This window comes from Flavobacterium sp. 25HG05S-40 (assembly GCF_052654735.1).
In genome coordinates this window covers 1654859-1674476 of record NZ_CP199750.1, presented here as the reverse complement: position 1 = coordinate 1674476, position 19618 = coordinate 1654859, and the positions used below count along the sequence as shown (strand labels likewise).

Genomic DNA, 19618 nt, shown 5'->3' with positions numbered 1-19618 from the left:
TGCTTCTTAATAAGATCCTGAGTAACCTTTCATAATTCCTCTGGAAGAGTTTCTGATGAAATCCAGTATCTCGTCGCGTTCCGGCGTGGCTTCCATTTCCCCTTCAATGATGGCCATGGCTTGTGATGTATTATAATTTTTTTGATACAGAATTCGGTAAATATCCTGTACTTCTCTGATTTTGTCTGAGGTGAATCCGCGTCTTCTCAAACCTACCGAATTGATGCCCACATACGAAAGTGGTTCTTTGGCAGCTTTGGTATACGGAGGAACGTCTTTACGAACTAAAGAACCACCTGAAATCATCGCGTGATCTCCAATATGGATAAATTGATGAATGGCCGCTAAACCGCCGATGATAGCAAAGTTTCCTACGGTCACGTGTCCGGCCAAAGCTACGCCATTTACAATGATAGCATTATCGCCTATATGACAGTCGTGCGCGATGTGTGCTGTTGCCATTACCAAACAATTTTTACCGATTACCGTTTGCCCAGAAGCAATGGTCCCACGGTTGATTGTTACACATTCTCTTATGGTAGAATTATCACCAATGATGGCCAAAGAATCTTCGCCTCCAAATTTCAAATCCTGCGGAACGGCAGCAATAACAGCTCCCGGAAAAATATTGCAATTCTTCCCGATGCGGGCACCTTCCATAATGGTAACGTTGGAACCAATCCAAGTTCCTTCTCCAATAATAACATTATTATGGATGGTTGTAAAAGGTTCTATAACGACATTTTTGGCAATTTTTGCTCCCGGATGTACGTATGCTAAAGGTTGATTCATTTGTCTTATTTTTTGCTTTTAGCCGTCAGCATTTAGCTGTTAGCTTTTTATTTTTCTGTTTTTTTAATAGCCATTTTGTTAAAAGCTTATTACTTAAAGCTAATTTACTCTGGCAATTTGCGCCATTAACTCGGCTTCCGCTACTAACTTTCCGTTGGCATAGGCACTAGCCTGCATATGACAGATGCCTCTTCGTATCGGAGAAATCAAATCGCATTTGAATACCAGTGTATCGCCGGGTAATACTTTATGTTTGAATTTTACATTATCAATTTTCATGAAGTAGGTCAGATAATTTTCAGGATCGGGAACCGAGCTCAAAATTAAGATTCCTCCGGTTTGCGCCATCGCTTCAACAATGATAACTCCAGGCATTACTGGCGCTCCCGGAAAATGACCCACGAAAAAGGTTTCGTTCATCGTAACATTTTTCAAACCAACTACGTGGCTTTCCGACATTTCAATAATTCTGTCTACGAATAAGAATGGAGGTCTGTGCGGCAGAATACTCATGATTTTATGAATATCCATCAACGGTTCTAAGTTTAAATTATAAACCGGAACCTGATTTTTTTGTTCTATCTTGATGATTTTCGACATTTTTTTAGCAAACTGTGTATTGACGAAATGCCCCGGTTTGTTGGCAATGACTTTACCTTTTATTCTAGTTCCGATAAGTGCCAAATCACCTACAACATCAAGTAGTTTATGACGTGCCGCTTCGTTTGGATAGTGTAAAGTCAAGTTATCTAAGATTCCGTTTGGTTTTACCGAAATAGAATCTTTTCCGAAGGCCACTTTTAGGTTTTCGATAGTTTTTGGCGATATTTCTTTATCTACATACACGATGGCGTTGTTCAAATCGCCTCCTTTAATCAGACCGTTGTCCAACAAGGCTTCCAATTCGTGCAGAAAACTAAAGGTTCTGGCATCAGCAATTTCAGTTTTAAACTCGGAGATATTCTTCATTGTAGCATTTTGAGTACCCAATACTTTGGTTCCAAAATCGACCATAGTCGTCACTTGATATTCATCGGCAGGCATCAAAAGAATTTCACTTCCCGTACTTTCATCGGTAAAAGAAATGACTTCTTTCACTACATAATATTGGCGTTCGGCTTCTTGTTCTACAATTCCGGCTTTTTCAATAGCTTCAACAAAATACTTAGAAGAACCATCCATAATTGGTGGCTCTGATTCGTTTAATTCGATAATAACATTGTCTACATCACAACCCACAAAAGCAGCAAGAACGTGCTCTGAGGTTTGGATTTTTACGCCTAATTTTTCAAGATTGGTCCCTCGTTGAGTATTGACTACATAATTGGCATCGGCCTCAATAATAGGGCTTCCTTCTAAATCAACTCTGACAAAAGTATATCCGTTGTTGACAGGTGCTGGTTTAAAGGTCATTTTAACTTCTTTTCCAGTATGCAATCCAACGCCGGTCAGTGAAATCTCGTTTTGGATGGTCTTTTGTTTAACCATGGGTATGCTCATTTTAAGTTTAGTTTATTTGCTGTGCTCCTGCTAATTTAGTGAAGCCGTATTCTTTTCTATTTCTTTTTTAATTCTTCTATATCTGCAACTATTTTGGGCAGGTTTCTGAAGTGTACGTAGGATTTATTCCAATCGGTGTAATTGAAGGCAGGCGACCCTTGAATTACTTCTCCGTCTTTTACATTTTTTCCCACTCCGGATTGTGCCTGAATTCTAACATTATCGCCAACAACAATATGTCCGGCAAAGCCAACCTGACCGCCAATCATACAGTTTTTACCAATTTTAGTCGAACCCGCGATTCCGGTTTGTGCTGCAATTACGGTATTTTCTCCAATTTCGACATTGTGCGCTATCTGAATTTGATTGTCGAGCTTTACACCTTTTCGAATTATTGTCGAACCTAAAGTGGCTCTATCTATGGTTGTACACGAACCCACTTCAACATCATCTTCTAATATGACGTTACCAATTTGCGGCACTTTAGTATAAGAACCATCTTCTTGCGGTGCGAACCCAAAACCATCAGAACCAATTATGGTACCTGAATGGATGACACAATTACTTCCGATTACGGATTCTGAATAGACTCTAGCTCCAGCAAAGAAAATACAATTATCGCCAATTGTTACGTTATCGCCAATAAATGAATTCGGATATATTTTGACATTGGTACCAATACTAACATTTTTACCGATGTAACTGAAACTACCTAAATACAAATGCTCGCCATAGGTTACATTTTCAGAAATCACCGAAGGTTGTTCGATACCTGATTTCATCAATTTGACCTGATTATAATACTCTAGTAGTTTTGAAAAGGATTGATAAGCGTCTTCTACTTTGATTAAAGTGGTAGCGATAGGGCTTTCCGGAATGAAATCGGCATTAACAATGGTGATGGTGGCCGCAGTCGTATAAATAAAATTGGAATACTTAGGATTAGCCAAAAACGTTAGCGAACCTTCAGTACCTTCTTCTATTTTAGCTAATTTGAACACTTCGGCATCAGGGTTACCTACCACTTCGCCTTCGAGAATTCCTGCTATTTGCGCTGCTGTAAACTTCATCTTATACTAATTATTTTTTTATTTGAATAAGATGGCACGCACCAACAGCTCCGTTTGATTTGTTGAAAATAAGTGTCGTTCGTTTCATCGTGACAAAAGTATAAAAAAATCATTTTTAATGTTAAAATACTTCAAGTTGTTTTGGATAACAAATAAAATACTTGGTAACCGGTTTTGACAAGGCTTTCAAATTCAATTGATCCGATGCCTCGACTACATCTTCAATCGTTTTATCCTTCTTTAAAATGCGTATCGGTTCGGCGTCTTTGCTGTAGGCCTGATTTTTTATTTTACCTTTAAAGATAAAATACTTGGCTTCCTGTTGCGTGATGTTATGATCTTTAGCAAAGCTTACCGTAATCTTCTCCAGCACTTCTGTGGGGAACTTTTCACTATTCAACTTGATTTTGGATAAATCCCTGTTGATAATCATTTTGCTTAAGCTACTCAAAATAAAATCGCTGTGGTGTTGCCAGTTTTTCAGAGCGCTAATAATATCAAAATCATCTAATTGCGCAAAGGTATCTAAATCATCGTTTGAGAAATTATCTGCCGTGATTTTATGCTCCATAAAGTATAGTAACGGTTTACTTCCTTCTACCTCAATTCCTTTATGAAGTAATTCTTTGGCTCTTTGTAGTGTTTTGGTCAAGGTTAATTCGGCTACCAAACTGGTCTTGTGTAAATAGGCCTGCCAGTACATCAATCGTCTTGCCATCAGGAATTTTTCAATCGAATAAATACCTTTTTCCTCCATCACCAAAACATCATCCACCACATTAAACATCTGAATTAATCGATCGGAATTGATATTGCCTTCGGCTACGCCCGAATAAAAACTATCGCGTTTGAGATAATCCATTCGGTCCATGTCTAATTGACTTGAAATCAGTTGCAACATGAACTTTCGGTGGTATTCTCCTTTGAAAATTTGAATGGCTAATGACAACTGTCCTTTGAATTCCTCGTTTAACTTATCCATGAACAGCAACGAGATATTCTCATGATGAACCTCTACAATGCTATGTTCCATGGCGTGTGAGAACGGTCCATGACCGATATCGTGCAATAAAATCGCAGTATATAAAGCATTTTCCTCCTCTTTGGATATTACGACTTCTTTTGATCGCAGGACTTCTACCGCTTGCTGCATCATGTGCATCGCTCCTATTGCATGATGAAAACGAGTATGATGCGCTCCGGGATAGACCAAATAGGACAATCCCATTTGGCTAATCCGTCGTAATCGCTGGAAATAAGGATGCTGAATTAAATCGTATATCAACGTATTGGGAATGGTGATAAAACCATAAATAGGATCGTTGATAATTTTAAGTTTGTTGGTATTACTCACAAATATTGCGTTTTCGTAAAGATATAAATTTATGCCAATGCTTTGAAATAGTTCAATAATTGTTTGTCATTCTCCCGCGTTGGCGTAAACACTTCAAGTAACATCGGACCGTTGTTTTGCTCGAACAAATGCGACAAACCGCTTTCAAGTGAAGCTTCATCGCTGGCGATGCTGTATTCTAGGTTGTACATTTTGGACAAATGCTCCGCCGTGAGACAATGCGAGGTTTCAAAAAAGGTATTGAAGGTAGTCGTTTCTTTATGTCCGGGCAGAATTCTGAAAATGCCGCCGCCGCCATTATTGATGAGAATTATTTTGAAATTCTTCGGAATATAATTGTTCCAAAGCGCATTGCTGTCGTATAAAAATCCGACATCGCCCGTAATCAAAACAGTTGGTTTTGTGCTTCCTACGGCTGCGCCAATGGCTGTAGAGGTGCTTCCATCGATGCCGCTTGTGCCTCGGTTGCAGAAGACTTGTATGGAAGCATCAATGTCAAACAATTGTGCATAGCGTATAGGTGAACTGTTGCTTATTTGTAACATGCTGTCTTTGGGCAAAGCCGATACAATAGCTTCGAAAGCTTTTAAATCGGTGAACGGAATTTTGGCTAGGTATTCAGAATGTTTGCTTTTTCTTTTCGCGTGAATCTTTGCGAAAGTGGTTTTATAATCGCTGTCAAGGCCTTTTACAAAAGGCAGAAATTGTTTGAAAAACTGATTGGGATGGACTTCAAAATGCTTGGTTAGAATACCAAACGTGTCGTAAGCGCGCCATTCGTCGATATGCCAATGGTGTCTTGGTTTGTATTTTCTGAGGAAGGCTTTGATTCGTTTAGAAACAATCATACCTCCAAAAGTGATGAGTATTCTGGGCTGCAGTTTTAAAAATTCGGCTGCTGAAAAAGGCGTAATTAGTGTATCGATGTTGTTGATAATGCTCGGATGATGCAAATTGGATGTTGCTTCTGACATGATAACTACACTCGGAATCAAAGCCAACTGTTCTATCCAACGCTGTTCTATGGCATTAGGAGAACATTCTCCTACTAAGACCAATATCTTTTTACTGTGATTCCACAACGTCGAAAACGCGATAATATCATCGACATCAACCAATCGGTGGGATAAGACTAAGCCCGTAACGTTAACGTCTACAGAGAGTTTATTCGTGGTTTCGTATAAAGGTTCTTCAAACGGCACATTGATGTGTACCGGACCTTTTCGGGCAATGGCGACATTGATGGCTTCGTTGATGAATACATCGTTGGCTACCGTAGCCGTTTCGGTCAGGTTGGCATTGTATAGCGAATGGTTGCTGAAGACATTTTCCTGTCGAATGGTTTGTCCGTCACCGATATCGATTTTATCAAATGGTCGATCTGCTGAAATCACTACTAACGGAATTTGACTGTAAAAAGCTTCCGCAAAAGCCGGATAATAGTTCAATAAAGCAGAACCTGAAGTACAAACCACGGCAACCGGTCTGTGGGTTTGTTGGGCGATTCCCAAGGCAAAAAAAGCAGCACAACGTTCGTCGGCAATGCTGTAACAGTTGAACTTCGGATTGTTAGTAAAACCAATGGTCAACGGTGCATTTCTCGAACCGGGTGAAATAATAATATCGTGAACTCCTTTGGCATGGCATATTTCGATAATGCTTTGCGCTAAGGGTATTTTAGGATACATCATGGTTGCTTTTTAAGGAAAACAAAGATACAAAGTTGTACTGCTTTTTCAATGCGTTATGTTTTTTTAGTCGGTGGTACCTTGTTTGACATTCATTGATGGGTTTGGGCAATGGTACTTGCAAGAAAAAAAGTTTATCTTAGTCGATGCTATTGCGGTATATATATATGATTTATATTTGTTTTATTTACATACATATTTGACAGTTAGTGGCAAGCCTTTCACCAAACCTTAAACAACAAAATGAAATCTTACATTGCACTTGAAGAAATAAAGAAAGAATACCAAAAACATTATTTGCTGGATTTCGACGATGAAAAGGCTTTGAAAATTCTACACGAGAATATTGAGAAAGTTTCCCAATCTTTACAATATGACTTTAAAGTAATTACTGGAAATGAGCTTGTAATTTATGAATCGGAAATCTATTTAGATGACGATAATTTTAGACAAGGTGCAACTGCATATTTTTTGCGTGGAAAATTTTTGGAAGACGGAAATTATTTGCTCAATATAGAGTGTCTTGTGGATTTTGATAAAATTGGAATTAAAGCCAAAACGGAACCCGAAACAGAAACTTTAAAGAAGTTAAATCAAAGTTTAATAGCCAAAAATAATTCTGAAGGGTTTGTGGAATTGAAAAGTTTATAGAATTAAACGGCCAGCCACTAACAGCGGTTTCAAACAATGGCTAGTTTTTCTTTCTTAGACCGAAACTACTCAATTGAAATTTTGCTTATCTTTCCATCTATAATTTAACAAAGTCGCCACTGTTTGAAGCCGCGGCACGTTAGTGGCAAGTGTAACAGACCGTACAATCAATGAAATACGAAGAAATAAAAACAGACGGTTATCTATCGAATTTTGTTAAATGCTTTTGGACTTCCAAAACATTGACAAAGAGTTTTGATTACACAATTTTACCAGACGGTTTTTTTGACCTAATTATTGAAATTAAAAACAAGAAAATTTCAAGTGTTAAACTGACAGGCATTTGGACAGTTCCAATTGACATAAAAACAGAAATTCATACGGATTTTTTTGCTGTAAGATTTAAACCTCTCGCAATTGAACTATTGGAGAACATAAATCTAAAATCACTATTAAACTCTTCAATATATTTAGGGACTGACTTTATTGGAATTGACAATTTGGCTTTTGATAACTTTAAAGACTTTTGTAAGCATATCGAAAACTACTTACAAAACCGAATAGAACAAAGCAAGACTATAAATGATTTGAAAATTCGCTTATTCAATGAAATTTATAAAAAAGAAGTTTTTAATGTTCGAGAAATATCAGAAAAAGTATTATGGACAAGCCGACAAATAAACAGATATTTCAATTTGACTTTTGGCCTATCACTAAAAGAATACTTAAATATTATTCGGAGTAATCAAACCTTTAAAGACATTGCAAACAAAAAACTTGCACCACAAAATAAATATTTTGACCAATCTCATTTCATCAAAGAAATCAAAAGATATACAGGCGTAACGCCAAAAGAATTGAGCAGAAATGAAAACGACCGATTTTTACAATTATTAACCATCAATGAAATTTAACTTTGTGGCTTCAAAGTATTAACAATTTAAACAAGACAAGATGGTAAAGTTAGGTTACACAATTTTATACGTTTCGGACGTAACAAAATCAGTAGAGTTCTATGAATCTGCTTTTGGATTTTCAAGAAAATTTATTACACCAGAAAATGATTATGCTGAACTACTCACAGGAGAAACAACTATTTCCTTTGTTTCAAAAGAGTTGGCAAACTCAAACTTAAAAAACGGGTTTTTAATGAGTAAACAAGCAGACAAACCTTTTGGTATTGAATTAGCTTTGGTAACAGAAAATGTTCAAGAAATAATTGACAAAGCCATAAAATGTGGAGCAATTATTGAAGAAAATCCAATTGAAAAACCTTGGGGACAGACAGTTGGCTACATAAGAGATATTGACGGATTTTTACTTGAAATATGTACACCAATAAACCAGTAGACACAAGAACACCAGCCACTAACAGCACCTACACGCAAGTGGGGGTTCAGTGCATTTATGAAAGTGAAGTACTAAATCCAAATTCTGTACTTTTAATGAAGTTCAGTGCTAAAAATCCCCACCTGCGTGTAGCTGCAAAACGTTGGCGGTAATTTACCCACCCTTAAAAAAAACTCACATCATGAAAAATTGTTTATTATTAGTTATTTTTAGTAGTTTTTTTATAACCTGTTCGTCCGGTGAAGATTCGGCGGAGGCAGATTATTCTTCGTTTTTGAGTGAAACGACACCTCAGTTTAACGCCAAAATCAATGGAATTCAAAAAAGCTGGAAATTTGGAATCCCTTTTCAAATGGGAAGTGGAGTAAATCCAATGACAGATGATCCGGCAAATTCCAATCGTTATTTAGATTTTGTTTTAAACGAACAAAGCGGAAACAGGTATTTTTTTGTGAGAACTCCTAAATATGACGCATCTTCATTGACAGAATTTCAACAAGTATTTGGTATTAGTAAAAAAAATCTCGGAAGTTACATTGAAAATTTTTTTATTACTGTTAAAGATGGTGATAAATTATATTACGTCTGTGCATCAAGTCTTAGTAATAAGCTTGAAATAATAAAAACCCAAGAGTTTATAAGTCCAGAGACGAATTTGCCAAGTTTAAAAGTTTGGTTTAAAATTGATAAAATTAATTCAACTAATTGCTCGGCAGGAGATCAATTTGAAATGAAAGACGTGAAAATAATTGCACAATTTATTAGTTATAAAGATTTCTAAACTACCGCTAACATCGGTTTGTTACAATGGCTCGTTTTGTTTTTCTTAGACGGAAATTACTAAATTGATATTTTGTTTATCTTTACAACTAAGCAGTGAAATGTCGCCACTGTCGCAATCCGCGGCACGTTATGCGCAAGCGTTCACGATTTCGTAACTCAAGAGCTCAAGTGCAAAAAAGATGTCTAAATTCAGAATGGAAATTTGACATAATTTGCGGGTTAAACCGGAACGATTCCCTATTTTATAAATCTGATGTTTTCTAACTTCTAATCATAATTTAGAAAAAAGTTTGTGGAAAGTTTACTTAACAACCTTTTATTGAAAATTTGTACAAAAAAAAATGTACAAAATATTTTGTACAGAAAATTTTGTACAAAAAACAATGATTCGAAAAATTTGAAAAAAACCGTTTACCATTTTTGCGTGGAGACGATTTCGTTTTTTATAGACGTGACGAAGTTTGCGAAAAAATAGAAACTCAAAAAGTTTGCGGAAAGTTTAGCTTAAACGCCTGCGCATAGTCGCGGTTTTGCGCAACCATCCTGCCGGCTGGCAGGTAGCTGGTTTTATTTTCCTTAAACGGAAATTACTAAGTTGCAATTTTGCTTATCTTTAGAACAAATTATTAAAAAGTCGCCAGCGTTTGAAGCCGCGGCACGTTGTAAACAATTTAAACCAAACTATACAAAATGAAAAAACTGAATTTGTTATTTGCAATCTTAATTGGATTTTTACTGTTTTCTTGCTCATCCAAAGATGATTCTGAATTTAATAGTGACATCATTATTGGAAAATGGAGAACGATTGCAAAATATGAATCAAATATACAAGTCGAATTAGAGACTTGTGAACCACATTTCTACACTGAGTATAAATCCGATAAATCAATTATAAGTGATAGAATTTTATCTAATGAATTTCCAGAAGAATGTGGTATTGTGACTTCAGAACTCGGTTGGAACTGGAAAAATCTTGGAAATAATCAATACAGAATACGATATTTGGAAGAACAAGGTACTATAATAACTTTATATAAGGAAGGAGAAAATTTAGTTATTGAAAGTCCAGATGGCATAAAAACAATTAGAGAACCATTTTAAAAAACTGTTTACAACAGCCGTTTCGCACCATAGCTAATTTTGTTTTTCTTTGCGTTTAATTACTAAGTTGCAATTTTGCTTATCTTTACAACTAGTCAGTGAAAAGGCGCCACTGTTTGAAGCCGTGTTACATTAGCCGTCAGTTTGCAGAATGAAATAAATAAATTTATGAAAAATATACTTCTTTCACTTGTAATTTCTTTTAGTACTTTTTTAAATGCACAAAATTATGTGCCTGACCCAACATTTTCAACTACTGGCTCACTGATCACTAATTATAATGCGATTTATGGTAATGGAGCTCCAAGAAGTGTTCATTTTGAAAACAACAAATATATTTTTGGCCAAAATAATCTATTAAGTAGTTTTAATTATGATGGTAGTGTTGATTATTCTTTTGGGACATCTGGTTTTTCAAGAATAATTATACCCAATTGCGCATGCCCGGTTGTTATAAAGAACACTAAAATTATCAACAATGCAATTTTTATTTTTGGTAAAACTCTAGATTATAATTCTAATCAACTCAAAGGGTTTGTAGCAAAAATGAGCCTTGGTGGGATTCCTGACGAAACTTTTGGAACAAATGGGGTAGTTACAATGAATATAGGTGTTTTAGATTATAATGATTCGTATTCTGATGGTATTACCGACATTGTTTATAAAAACGGAAATTATTTTGCTATTGGTAATATCTTATATTTTGATAGTAGCGCAATAATTAGAAGAAATATCTTTGCTGTTAAACTCAATAACAATGGAATAATTGACCTTGCATTTGATGCTTCTGGGCTAAAAAAGTTCACTTCAGTAGATGGGAATATGGCAGAAAATATATTTGATTATAATGGTAATTTACTTATTGTCGGAAATGTAACAAACAATAATACATCGACCGAGATATCAGCAACGTTTTTAGAAATTAATGAAAATGGTAGTTTAAATGCAGCTTTTGGAAATAATGGATTAAAAAAAATTGTATATACAGAAGGATGTGCTTGTGCAAAAATCTTAAAAGAGTGTAAACTCGTTGGCAACTACTTTTATTATACTTTAACTACGGGATATTTTAATGGAGGTTATTCTAGAATTCAAAAAATAGACATTTCAACTTTGCAAAATATAAACACATTTGCCTCATTGAATGTTACCGAAATTGCTCCTTTTAATAGTTATTCATTAGGTAAATTTATAATTGATAATAATAAAATTTATATTCTCAACTGTCTAACAACAAATTGTCAGCCTGATTTTAATATCACCCGAAGAAATTTAGACGGAACATTGGATACAACTTTTAACCAAACTGGATTTTACAGTTATACTTTTCCAGGTCCATTTGTTTCAACTCCTAATAATGATGAACCCAAGGTATTATTTAAACATTCAGATAATAGGATTTTTATAGCTGGATATACTTCTTCTCCATTGAATACATCAGCGCAATATAATGGTTTTGCAATGCATAGAATTAAAGATGAAACTTTATCAACAACTGAAGTTAGTAATAACCATTTTACTTTATCACCGAATCCTGTACAAAATATTTTAAATATAAAAAGCCAAGATGGAATCAGTATTGATACTATTACAATTTTTGATGTTTTAGGTAAAATTGTTTATTCTGGTAACAACATACAAGACCATATAAATGTAGAAAATTTAAAAGATGGTTTATATTTTGTAAAAATAAAAAGTGGATATATAAATAGTAGTTTTAAAATCATTAAAAGGAATTAAAACGGCTGTAAATTTGAAACCGAATGGATAAAAGCAGTTTCGCGTAATCAGTCTGCCGGCTTGTAGGTAGCTGGTTCTTTTTTTCTTAGCCGAAAATTACTCATCTCGAAATTTACATCTCTTTACAACAGAGTGGTAAATTGTCATCACTGTGCGCAAACCGATAAATAAAAAACATCAATGTCACTTGGAACAATGAAAAAACAGTTCTCACAAATGCCCGTTTTTACTTTACTGACCATCCTACTTTTGGGGATTGCTTGCAACGGACCCGTTAGAAAAGAGTTGCCAAAAGAAAAGGACCATCCAAAACTTGTAAAAAACATTGGTGATCCTCGATCTGGCAATGTCAATTGTGGTTTACAAGATAAAGAAGGTAATCTTTGGTTTGGAACCACCGAAAATGGTCTTTATAAATATGATGGAAAATCATTTCGCCAATTTACTGTGAATAATGGACTGAATAATAACGAAGTCTCTTGCCTTTTGCAGGATAGAGATGGTCGCATTTGGATCGGTACTAAAGCAGGTCTTTGTCTTTACGACCCTTCGACTTCGCTCAGGACAGGTGGTACAACATTTACTGAAATCAAGATTCCTGTACCAAAAAACCTGCCTCCAAACAAGAATCCCTACTTCCAAAACCATTGGGTATACACTATGATGCAAGCGAACAGCGGAAAACTATGGTTTGCAACAATAGATGGTGTTTATGTATTCGATGGCAAATCCCTGCCTACCGAACAGGTAGGTTTTACACATTTTCCTATTAATGAGGCCGCAAATGGCTTTTTGTCTAGTAATGATAAAGTGGAACGTATTTTCGAAGATAAAGAAGGTACTATTTGGTTTGGTGGACGAACCAACGAAGGAGTTTTTCGGTACGATGGACAATCGATATCCAACCTCAAACTAATGGATTTATTTCAAGACGGACCAAAACCAAAAGCTCATAATTGGGGATGGCCTCAATGGCAAGACAAAAATGGCAATATTTGGTTCAGCAATTGGGGCGGTGCTTACCGTTATGATGGAAAAACAGTGACCAGTTTTACAACAAAAGAGGGTTTGCCTAGCGAAGTCACCCGAATTATAGAAGACAAAAAAGGACTTCTTTGGTTTGGTTGTAGTGATGGACTTAGACGTTATGATGGTACAACGTTCACGCATTACAAAGAAGGGCTAATCAATCCATGGATTTGGGAAATTTTGGAAGATAAAAATGGAAATCTTTGGGTGGGAACGAGAGGAACAGGTCTCTATCTTTTTGATGGAAAAACATTTATTCCTTATTCGGAATATAAACAATAGCTAGCAACGGACTAACGAATAAAATTTGCAATAACACCCTACGTTTTATCCAAAACACTCCCTAAAGCATTTACTGAAAAGTCGCCAAAAAGGCAGCACTTCTACTACCCTTTTTTCCTAGAAAATAAATAAGTAACTGTTTGCGAGAGAAATTCTTGCGGTTGAAAGGATGTGGCAAAAATATTTTTTTAAAAATAATGCAACAGAAAGTGTGGCAAAAATATTTTTTTGAAAAATTTGCATCAGAAAGTGTGGCAAGAAGAATTCTAAAATAAGTTTGACACAAAAAATAGTGAAAGATTTCAGGATGCAGAAAGTGGTATGAGCAATTGAAAATTTGTTTATCTTTAAAAGGTAATTGCTTCATAATAGAGACCATGCAACGTAGAGATTTTAAAGCTTTACTGGGTGCGTAAAGAGAAATTACAGAAAACAACACCAATTTATTAAAACATGAGTAACCAATATCAAGTAGGCGATTTCATTTACGATGCCAATATTTATGACGGCATGAATACTGATTTGGCTGATTTGGAGTTTTACAAACGTTGGCTACCTCAAAATAAAAATACCAGAATACTCGAACTTTGTTGTGGTACAGGCCGATTGACCATTCCCATTGCCGCAGAAGGTTATGCTATTAGTGGCGTTGATTATACTAAATCGATGCTCGAACAAGCACAAGCAAAAGCTGCTGAACGTGGCTTGACTATTGATTTTATCGAAGCCGATATTAGAACATTGCATCTTCCGGAACAATACGATTTTATCTTTATTCCCTTCAATTCCATCCATCATTTGTATACCAACAACGATTTATACAAGGCCTTAGTTGCTGTGAAAAAGCATCTTAAAGAAGGTGGATTGTTTTTATTGGATTGCTTTAATCCGAACATCCAATACATTGTCGAAAGTGAAAAAGAACCGCAACAAATTGCAGCCTTTACTACTAAGGATGGCAGAAATGTTGTTATAAAGCAGTCCATGCGCTATGAGAATGCTTCCCAAATAAATCGCATCGAATGGCATTACTATATCAATGGCACTTTTCATTCGGTTCAAAATTTGGATATGCGCCTGTATTTCCCCCAAGAACTCAATGCTTATTTAGAGCATAGTGGTTTTACTATTGTGCATAAGTTTGGCAGTTTTGATGAAGAAGCTTTTACGGATTGTTCCGAAAAGCAGCTATTTGTTTGTAGGTAGTTAATGCTGTTGCTTCATATCAATTGCAAAATTAATTCCTAGATTGCCTATGCATAATGGTAGCACTAAAGTGTTGATAATTGATTATATTGCAATGGGTTATTACTATATTTGGTGTAATTAGGGTACAAAACAAACTGTAATCTTATTATAAATTATTATTTTTAGTGGATTGTCGATTTGTACTAGTAAACGGTAAAAGAACTACATATATGAATTGTAAAAATTGCAACACCAATTTTGAAGGCAATTATTGTACTAGTTGCGGTGAAAAGGTAATTAAAGAGGGAGATTTTGCATTGACAAAGATATTTAGTCAAGCATTAGATTCGATAACACATCTCGACTCAAAATTATTTAAAACTTTAAAGTTGCTGTTTTTTTACCCAGGCAAACTTTCGATACAGTTTATTGAAGGAATTAGAGTTCCTTATATGAAGCCATTTCAAATTTTTATTATCTCCAATATTATTTTCTTTATTATCTATTCCAATGATGACCTTTTTAGAATTCCATCTGTACTCTTTTTTCAAGAAAATTTTGAAGGACTGAAAATACTGGAAAAAGTAACAGCTATCTCCAATAAAACCGGATTAAGTCAAAGCGACATTGCAAAGCTGTATGATACTGCATCCAATAATCTGGCAAAAAGTCTTTTAGTTTTTTTGATACCATTAATGGCATTAATTGGAAAATTTCTGCATTATAGACAAAAAATCGAATTTGGGAAACACCTCATATTTTCAACCCATTTTTTAACTTTTGTTTTGTCATTTTTTGTAGTGAGCAGTCTGTTTTTTACATTAATTCCTGATAGCCCTAATAGAAGATGGTTGTTACTTCCAATTGTACTAATCCTATTCCTGTATTACGCAATTGCTTTAAAGAATTTCTACAACAATTCTAAGAAAATGGCTTTTATTAAGGGTCTTATAGGCCTCTTTCTAATTTTCATTTTATTTAATGTTTATAAAATAGTTATCAGCTTATTGGCGTTATATACTTTATAAGCAAAATGAGTTACTGTTATCATTAGAAGGATTCTTTGTCCTAAAACGGAAAAACTATTAATTGAGAAGCAACTCTAAATACTATCAGTAGACAACAGTTTAACCTAATTTTTAACAAAAGCATAAGTTTAATTGCAATCCTTATTGAATGAGCAGGTGTATTCAGTTACTACAGTTTAAAAAATCGACAATATATCTAATAATTACTAAACACCCCAAAATAAAATAGGGTTATAACTAATAATTTAATAAAAATAGTCAACGAAATATAATTTTTAACAGGGTATATTTATAAAAACAATATTTTTATAAAAAATTTACACTTTACTTATGTCGACCCGAAAAATTGTTTTAAGCATTCTCCTAAGTACAATACTACTGCTGACTTTTTGTTCTCATTGGCTCTTTACCAACAAAGCCACACAAACAGAAGTTGTAAAGTTTGATTACGGCGATACCGCTTGGATGCTCATGGCAACAGCCTTGGTTTTGCTAATGACACCCGGATTGGGATTCTTTTACGGAGGCATGGTCGGAAAGAAAAATGTCATCAGCACGATGCTACAAAGCTTTATGGCTATGGTCATAGTTAGTGTACTTTGGATAGTAATCGCTTACGGATTATGCTTTGGCCCTTCTATCGGAGGTTTTATTGGCAATCCTATTCCGAATTTGTTTTTTAATAATGTCGGCATAACCTCTTCGTGGTCGTTAGCTCCTACGATTCCGCTATTACTATTTGCCCTTTTTCAGGTAAAGTTTGCGATTATTACACCAGCCCTCATTACCGGGGCCTTTGCCGAACGCATTCGCTTTTGGTCGTATCTGCTGTTTATGGTGTTGTTTATTTTGTTTGTGTATACGCCCCTCGCCCACTGCACTTGGCATCCCGAAGGCATCTTCTTTAAGATGGGTGTATTGGATTTTGCCGGAGGAACGGTTGTCCACATGAGTGCGGGTTGGGCTGCATTGGCGGGCGCTATGTTTTTAGGAAAACGAAAAGTACAGAAAGCCAATCCGGCACGGATAACCTATGTATTGCTAGGCACAGGTTTACTCTGGTTTGGCTGGTTCGGATTCAACGCCGGTTCGGCTATGGGTGCCAATGGCTTAGCCGTTCAAGCTTTAGGAACGACAACCGTTGCTGCAGCGGCAGCTTCTATGGCTTGGGTATTTTTAGATAAAATTTTAGGACACAAATTATCGGCTATGGGCGCTTGCATAGGAGCTGTTGTTGGTTTAGTTGCCATTACTCCCGCAGCAGGCTATGTAAGCATTCCCCATGCAATTACCATCGGAATTATTTCGAGCATCGTAAGTAATTATGCCGTAAGCCGATTTCCCAAAGGAAAAATTGATGATGCACTCGATGTCTTTGCTTGTCACGGCGTTGGCGGCATGACTGGAATGGTTTTAACAGGGGTGTTTGCCTCTAAAGCTATCAATCCGGCTGTGGTGGATCAGGGATTGTTATTTGGAGAAACCAAGCTGTTTATAAACCAAATCACGGCTTTGATTGTAGTTTCGGTATTTGCCTTTACGGCTTCTTATGCGCTTTTCTATATAACCAATAAAATTTCAAGGTTAAGGGTAAGCGAAGAAAAAGAGGTTTTAGGGTTAGATATTACGCAGCATGGGGAATATTTATAAATATAAAAATTAGTACTCTAAGTCCAATAGTAAATATTTGATTGCTTAATTTCCTTTAATGGTTGTTGATTTAAATTTTATTTAGATCTTAATTAACTTAATTGACTGCGATTTGATATTATTCAATATAGTAAAATAAGTACCATTTGATAAATTACTAATATCTATAGTGAAGTCCTTAGAATTTACTTGTTTGTACAAAACTTCTTGACCTAGTATATTGTATATAATTATGTTTTCGATGACATTTTCTGAAGAAAAATTTACTATATCTTTTACTGGATTTGGATAAAATGAAAATGAATTACTTTCAAAATCGGATGAGGAAAGTACATTACTATATGTGCCAAAATTTCCTGGGGGATTAACGTTATTCCAAAAAAAGAATTGAAATGGTGGAGTGCCAGTAGGAGTCCACCGCAAAATATCTTCCACATAGCAAACGTCCCCATTTGTAGCGGTAACGGTCATCTGAACGAGAATAAAATCAGCCGTAGTTACAGATGACGGTAACTGGAAATTGAAGGTGTTATTTGAACCACCTTGGCTTACAAGAACTGTTTGTTGTGCAAAAGGGGTTGACTCTCCTATTTTTGTAAGTGTATAGTTTGTAACTTGACCAGTCTGTGGTAGAAAAAGAAAAGGAGCTGCATTGCCTAAAACTACATTTGTAGCTGAAGAACTAAAGACTTGAATAGTTATACCTGTTTGGCAATTTAATAGGTTATCAGCTGGCGTTTGTCCATACATTTTTGAGGAAACAAAAGGTAAACTAAAAAATACTACAATAAAATTATTTTTTAAAATTTTTATAAGTAGGATTGTTTTTTTCATAGCAATTTTTTTAAAGTTATTAAATTACATTTTGATTAATTTAATCGATTGTGATTTTCTATTGGTGTTTAGTTGAGCAACATAAGTTCCGCTAGACAGATTATTAATATCTAGAACGAATTCAGAAGAATTGACTTTTTTAAATAAAACCTCTTGACCCAATACATTGTAGATAGTGATATTTTCTATAGAGTTTTTAGAAGAAAAATAGAGCACATCTTTTGCAGGATTTGGAAAGAATGAAATGGTACTCGATTCAAAATCAGTTGTTGAAAGTGACGTATTTTCAAATATGCGTACATGACCAGCGTTATTTCCTGCCGTATCATTATTTATTGAAGCAACAGCAACTTTAGAGCCATCTTGATTAATGGCTACTGAAAATCCTGCTTGATCTGTTAACGCAACGCCAACAATTGGATTACCAATAAGTACCCAATTGCTACCCTGTCTTTTAAATATATATGCACTACCGGGTTGGTTATTAGCCAAGTTAATAAATCGTGCTCCAACTGCTAAATGGGATCCGCTGCTAGATAAACTTAGAGAAAAACCAAACGAATCTCCTGCTCCATTTCCAACAAGTGTACTGCCAATTTGAGACCAAACGCCATTAGTCAATTCAAAAACCTGAACTTCACTTCTCGAGAAGGAACCAATGGCTACAATAGTTCCAGAAGAAGATAAACTCACTCGAAGTCCAAACTCACCTCTACTTCCTGGTTCAAAAATCGTATTTCCAAGTTGCACCCATTGATTGCCTGTAAATTGGTATATCTTTACTCGTCCTACATCTTCTGGATTTGTATTAATTGGGTCGCCGCTTTGGCCAATGGCAATTATATTTCCATCATCCGATAAGCTTACACTACTTCCAAACTTAATTATCGATCCATCACCATTAATATCGCCACCCTTTTGTTCCCAATTGTTATTCTGATTTACAAAAACTTTTACCCTTCCTGCAAAGAACATTCCATTAACAGTAGTGTTGGGTGCTCCAAAAGCTACAACAGAACCATCAGCAGATAAATCAACTGATTTGCCTCCTTCAGCCGAAGAATTTTGTCCAAATAAATCTTGACCTACTTGAATCCATGAATTATTTACGTTTCTAAAAACCCTAACTTGACCAGAAGTGAAGCCTAAATCATTATTGAGTGGTTCGCCAATTGCCAATACAGTACCATCATCAGATAAACTTACCGATTGTCCGGTTTGATCTCCTGAAGATTCTCCGTTAATATCGGTACCAATTTGTGACCAATTACCCTCTTTAATTTCAAAAACTCTGACTTGTCCTGAAGAACTGCCTCCATTGTCATTGGAATTGGCGCCTATTGCTACAATTGTACCGTCGGCAGAAATTGCAGTAGCATATCCAAATGAATCACCTGCATTTTGGCCGTTGATAGTATTCCCTATTTGAGTCCATTGCCCAAAACAAAAAACTGGGAATAAAATTAAAATTGAGATTGCTTTTTTCATAACTTAAATAATTTGATTAATTATAGGTCAAATATCAAGATATCGTATTAAAATCAGTTCACGTGTAGTTGTGAAAATGAGTTTACACTT

The 19618-nt window shown here is 35.5% G+C and carries 17 protein-coding genes; 10 read left to right on the top strand and 7 right to left on the bottom strand.

What is annotated here, in order from left to right:
• Positions 1-6: 6 nt before the first annotated feature.
• The 5 genes from lpxA to menD form a co-directional block, all read right to left on the bottom strand.
• Positions 7-792 (bottom strand): acyl-ACP--UDP-N-acetylglucosamine O-acyltransferase, encoded by a 786-nt coding sequence (gene lpxA / locus ACULEU_RS07230; RefSeq protein ID WP_445454781.1) that lies wholly within the window; start codon positions 790-792, stop codon positions 7-9.
• A 99-nt stretch (positions 793-891) separates the two neighbouring features.
• A complete protein-coding gene (locus ACULEU_RS07225; protein WP_445454780.1) occupies positions 892-2280 on the bottom strand; it encodes a bifunctional UDP-3-O-[3-hydroxymyristoyl] N-acetylglucosamine deacetylase/3-hydroxyacyl-ACP dehydratase in 1389 nt (462 codons plus the stop codon).
• Between the two features lie 68 nt (positions 2281-2348).
• Positions 2349-3362, bottom strand: a complete 1014-nt coding sequence (gene lpxD, locus ACULEU_RS07220; protein ID WP_445454779.1) for a UDP-3-O-(3-hydroxymyristoyl)glucosamine N-acyltransferase — start codon at positions 3360-3362, stop codon at positions 2349-2351.
• Between the two features lie 121 nt (positions 3363-3483).
• Positions 3484-4716 (bottom strand): HD domain-containing protein, encoded by a 1233-nt coding sequence (locus ACULEU_RS07215; RefSeq protein ID WP_445454778.1) that lies wholly within the window; start codon positions 4714-4716, stop codon positions 3484-3486.
• Between the two features lie 29 nt (positions 4717-4745).
• Complete coding sequence (gene menD / locus ACULEU_RS07210; RefSeq protein ID WP_445454777.1) at positions 4746-6407, bottom strand: 2-succinyl-5-enolpyruvyl-6-hydroxy-3-cyclohexene-1-carboxylic-acid synthase; 1662 nt, start codon at positions 6405-6407, stop codon at positions 4746-4748.
• Positions 6408-6647: 240 nt separating this feature from the next.
• Between menD and ACULEU_RS07205 the strand changes: the two genes are divergently transcribed.
• The 10 genes from ACULEU_RS07205 (at position 6648) to ACULEU_RS07160 (ending at position 17206) form a co-directional block, all read left to right on the top strand.
• A complete protein-coding gene (locus ACULEU_RS07205; RefSeq protein ID WP_445454776.1) occupies positions 6648-7055 on the top strand; it encodes a hypothetical protein in 408 nt (135 codons plus the stop codon).
• A gap of 170 nt (positions 7056-7225) precedes the next feature.
• Entirely contained in the window at positions 7226-7969 is a 744-nt protein-coding gene (locus tag ACULEU_RS07200; protein ID WP_445454775.1) for a DUF6597 domain-containing transcriptional factor, read from the top strand.
• Between the two features lie 40 nt (positions 7970-8009).
• Entirely contained in the window at positions 8010-8405 is a 396-nt protein-coding gene (locus ACULEU_RS07195) for a VOC family protein (protein WP_445454774.1), read from the top strand.
• Positions 8406-8586: 181 nt separating this feature from the next.
• On the top strand, positions 8587-9186 hold the full coding sequence (locus ACULEU_RS07190) for a hypothetical protein (RefSeq protein WP_445454773.1): 600 nt from the start codon (positions 8587-8589) through the stop codon (positions 9184-9186).
• Between the two features lie 692 nt (positions 9187-9878).
• Positions 9879-10289 (top strand): hypothetical protein, encoded by a 411-nt coding sequence (locus ACULEU_RS07185; protein ID WP_445454772.1) that lies wholly within the window; start codon positions 9879-9881, stop codon positions 10287-10289.
• A 168-nt stretch (positions 10290-10457) separates the two neighbouring features.
• Positions 10458-12029 carry a T9SS type A sorting domain-containing protein gene (locus ACULEU_RS07180; protein WP_445454771.1) on the top strand — a complete coding sequence of 524 codons (1572 nt, stop codon included), beginning with the start codon at positions 10458-10460 and terminating at the stop codon, positions 12027-12029.
• Between the two features lie 180 nt (positions 12030-12209).
• Positions 12210-13340 carry a ligand-binding sensor domain-containing protein gene (locus ACULEU_RS07175; protein ID WP_445454770.1) on the top strand — a complete coding sequence of 377 codons (1131 nt, stop codon included), beginning with the start codon at positions 12210-12212 and terminating at the stop codon, positions 13338-13340.
• Positions 13341-13793: 453 nt separating this feature from the next.
• Positions 13794-14546 carry a class I SAM-dependent methyltransferase gene (locus ACULEU_RS07170; protein ID WP_445454769.1) on the top strand — a complete coding sequence of 251 codons (753 nt, stop codon included), beginning with the start codon at positions 13794-13796 and terminating at the stop codon, positions 14544-14546.
• Between the two features lie 212 nt (positions 14547-14758).
• Positions 14759-15556 carry a DUF3667 domain-containing protein gene (locus ACULEU_RS07165; RefSeq protein WP_445454768.1) on the top strand — a complete coding sequence of 266 codons (798 nt, stop codon included), beginning with the start codon at positions 14759-14761 and terminating at the stop codon, positions 15554-15556.
• 330 nt (positions 15557-15886) lie between these two features.
• Positions 15887-17206: an ammonium transporter gene (locus tag ACULEU_RS07160; RefSeq protein WP_445454767.1), complete on the top strand. Its 1320-nt coding sequence runs from the start codon at positions 15887-15889 to the stop codon at positions 17204-17206.
• Between the two features lie 81 nt (positions 17207-17287).
• Here ACULEU_RS07160 and ACULEU_RS07155 read toward each other — a convergent pair whose 3' ends face one another.
• Both ACULEU_RS07155 and ACULEU_RS07150 read right to left on the bottom strand, forming a co-directional pair.
• Entirely contained in the window at positions 17288-18040 is a 753-nt protein-coding gene (locus tag ACULEU_RS07155; RefSeq protein ID WP_445454766.1) for a T9SS type A sorting domain-containing protein, read from the bottom strand.
• Between the two features lie 24 nt (positions 18041-18064).
• Positions 18065-19528 carry a T9SS type A sorting domain-containing protein gene (locus ACULEU_RS07150; RefSeq protein WP_445454765.1) on the bottom strand — a complete coding sequence of 488 codons (1464 nt, stop codon included), beginning with the start codon at positions 19526-19528 and terminating at the stop codon, positions 18065-18067.
• Positions 19529-19618: the final 90 nt, after the last annotated feature.

Excerpts from the sequence above, each read along its gene's own strand:
- ACULEU_RS07155 (WP_445454766.1), bottom strand. The coding sequence starts at position 18,040 with ATGAAAAAAACAATCCTACTTATAAAAATTTTAAAAAATAATTTTATT.
- ACULEU_RS07175 (WP_445454770.1), top strand. The coding sequence starts at position 12,210 with ATGTCACTTGGAACAATGAAAAAACAGTTCTCACAAATGCCCGTTTTT.
- lpxD (WP_445454779.1), bottom strand. The coding sequence starts at position 3,362 with ATGAAGTTTACAGCAGCGCAAATAGCAGGAATTCTCGAAGGCGAAGTG.
- ACULEU_RS07190 (WP_445454773.1), top strand. The coding sequence starts at position 8,587 with ATGAAAAATTGTTTATTATTAGTTATTTTTAGTAGTTTTTTTATAACC.
- ACULEU_RS07170 (WP_445454769.1), top strand. The coding sequence starts at position 13,794 with ATGAGTAACCAATATCAAGTAGGCGATTTCATTTACGATGCCAATATT.
- ACULEU_RS07185 (WP_445454772.1), top strand. The coding sequence starts at position 9,879 with ATGAAAAAACTGAATTTGTTATTTGCAATCTTAATTGGATTTTTACTG.
- lpxA (WP_445454781.1), bottom strand. The coding sequence starts at position 792 with ATGAATCAACCTTTAGCATACGTACATCCGGGAGCAAAAATTGCCAAA.
- ACULEU_RS07225 (WP_445454780.1), bottom strand. The coding sequence starts at position 2,280 with ATGGTTAAACAAAAGACCATCCAAAACGAGATTTCACTGACCGGCGTT.
- ACULEU_RS07150 (WP_445454765.1), bottom strand. The coding sequence starts at position 19,528 with ATGAAAAAAGCAATCTCAATTTTAATTTTATTCCCAGTTTTTTGTTTT.
- ACULEU_RS07195 (WP_445454774.1), top strand. The coding sequence starts at position 8,010 with ATGGTAAAGTTAGGTTACACAATTTTATACGTTTCGGACGTAACAAAA.
- ACULEU_RS07205 (WP_445454776.1), top strand. The coding sequence starts at position 6,648 with ATGAAATCTTACATTGCACTTGAAGAAATAAAGAAAGAATACCAAAAA.
- ACULEU_RS07165 (WP_445454768.1), top strand. The coding sequence starts at position 14,759 with ATGAATTGTAAAAATTGCAACACCAATTTTGAAGGCAATTATTGTACT.
- menD (WP_445454777.1), bottom strand. The coding sequence starts at position 6,407 with ATGATGTATCCTAAAATACCCTTAGCGCAAAGCATTATCGAAATATGC.
- ACULEU_RS07180 (WP_445454771.1), top strand. The coding sequence starts at position 10,458 with ATGAAAAATATACTTCTTTCACTTGTAATTTCTTTTAGTACTTTTTTA.
- ACULEU_RS07160 (WP_445454767.1), top strand. The coding sequence starts at position 15,887 with ATGTCGACCCGAAAAATTGTTTTAAGCATTCTCCTAAGTACAATACTA.
- ACULEU_RS07200 (WP_445454775.1), top strand. The coding sequence starts at position 7,226 with ATGAAATACGAAGAAATAAAAACAGACGGTTATCTATCGAATTTTGTT.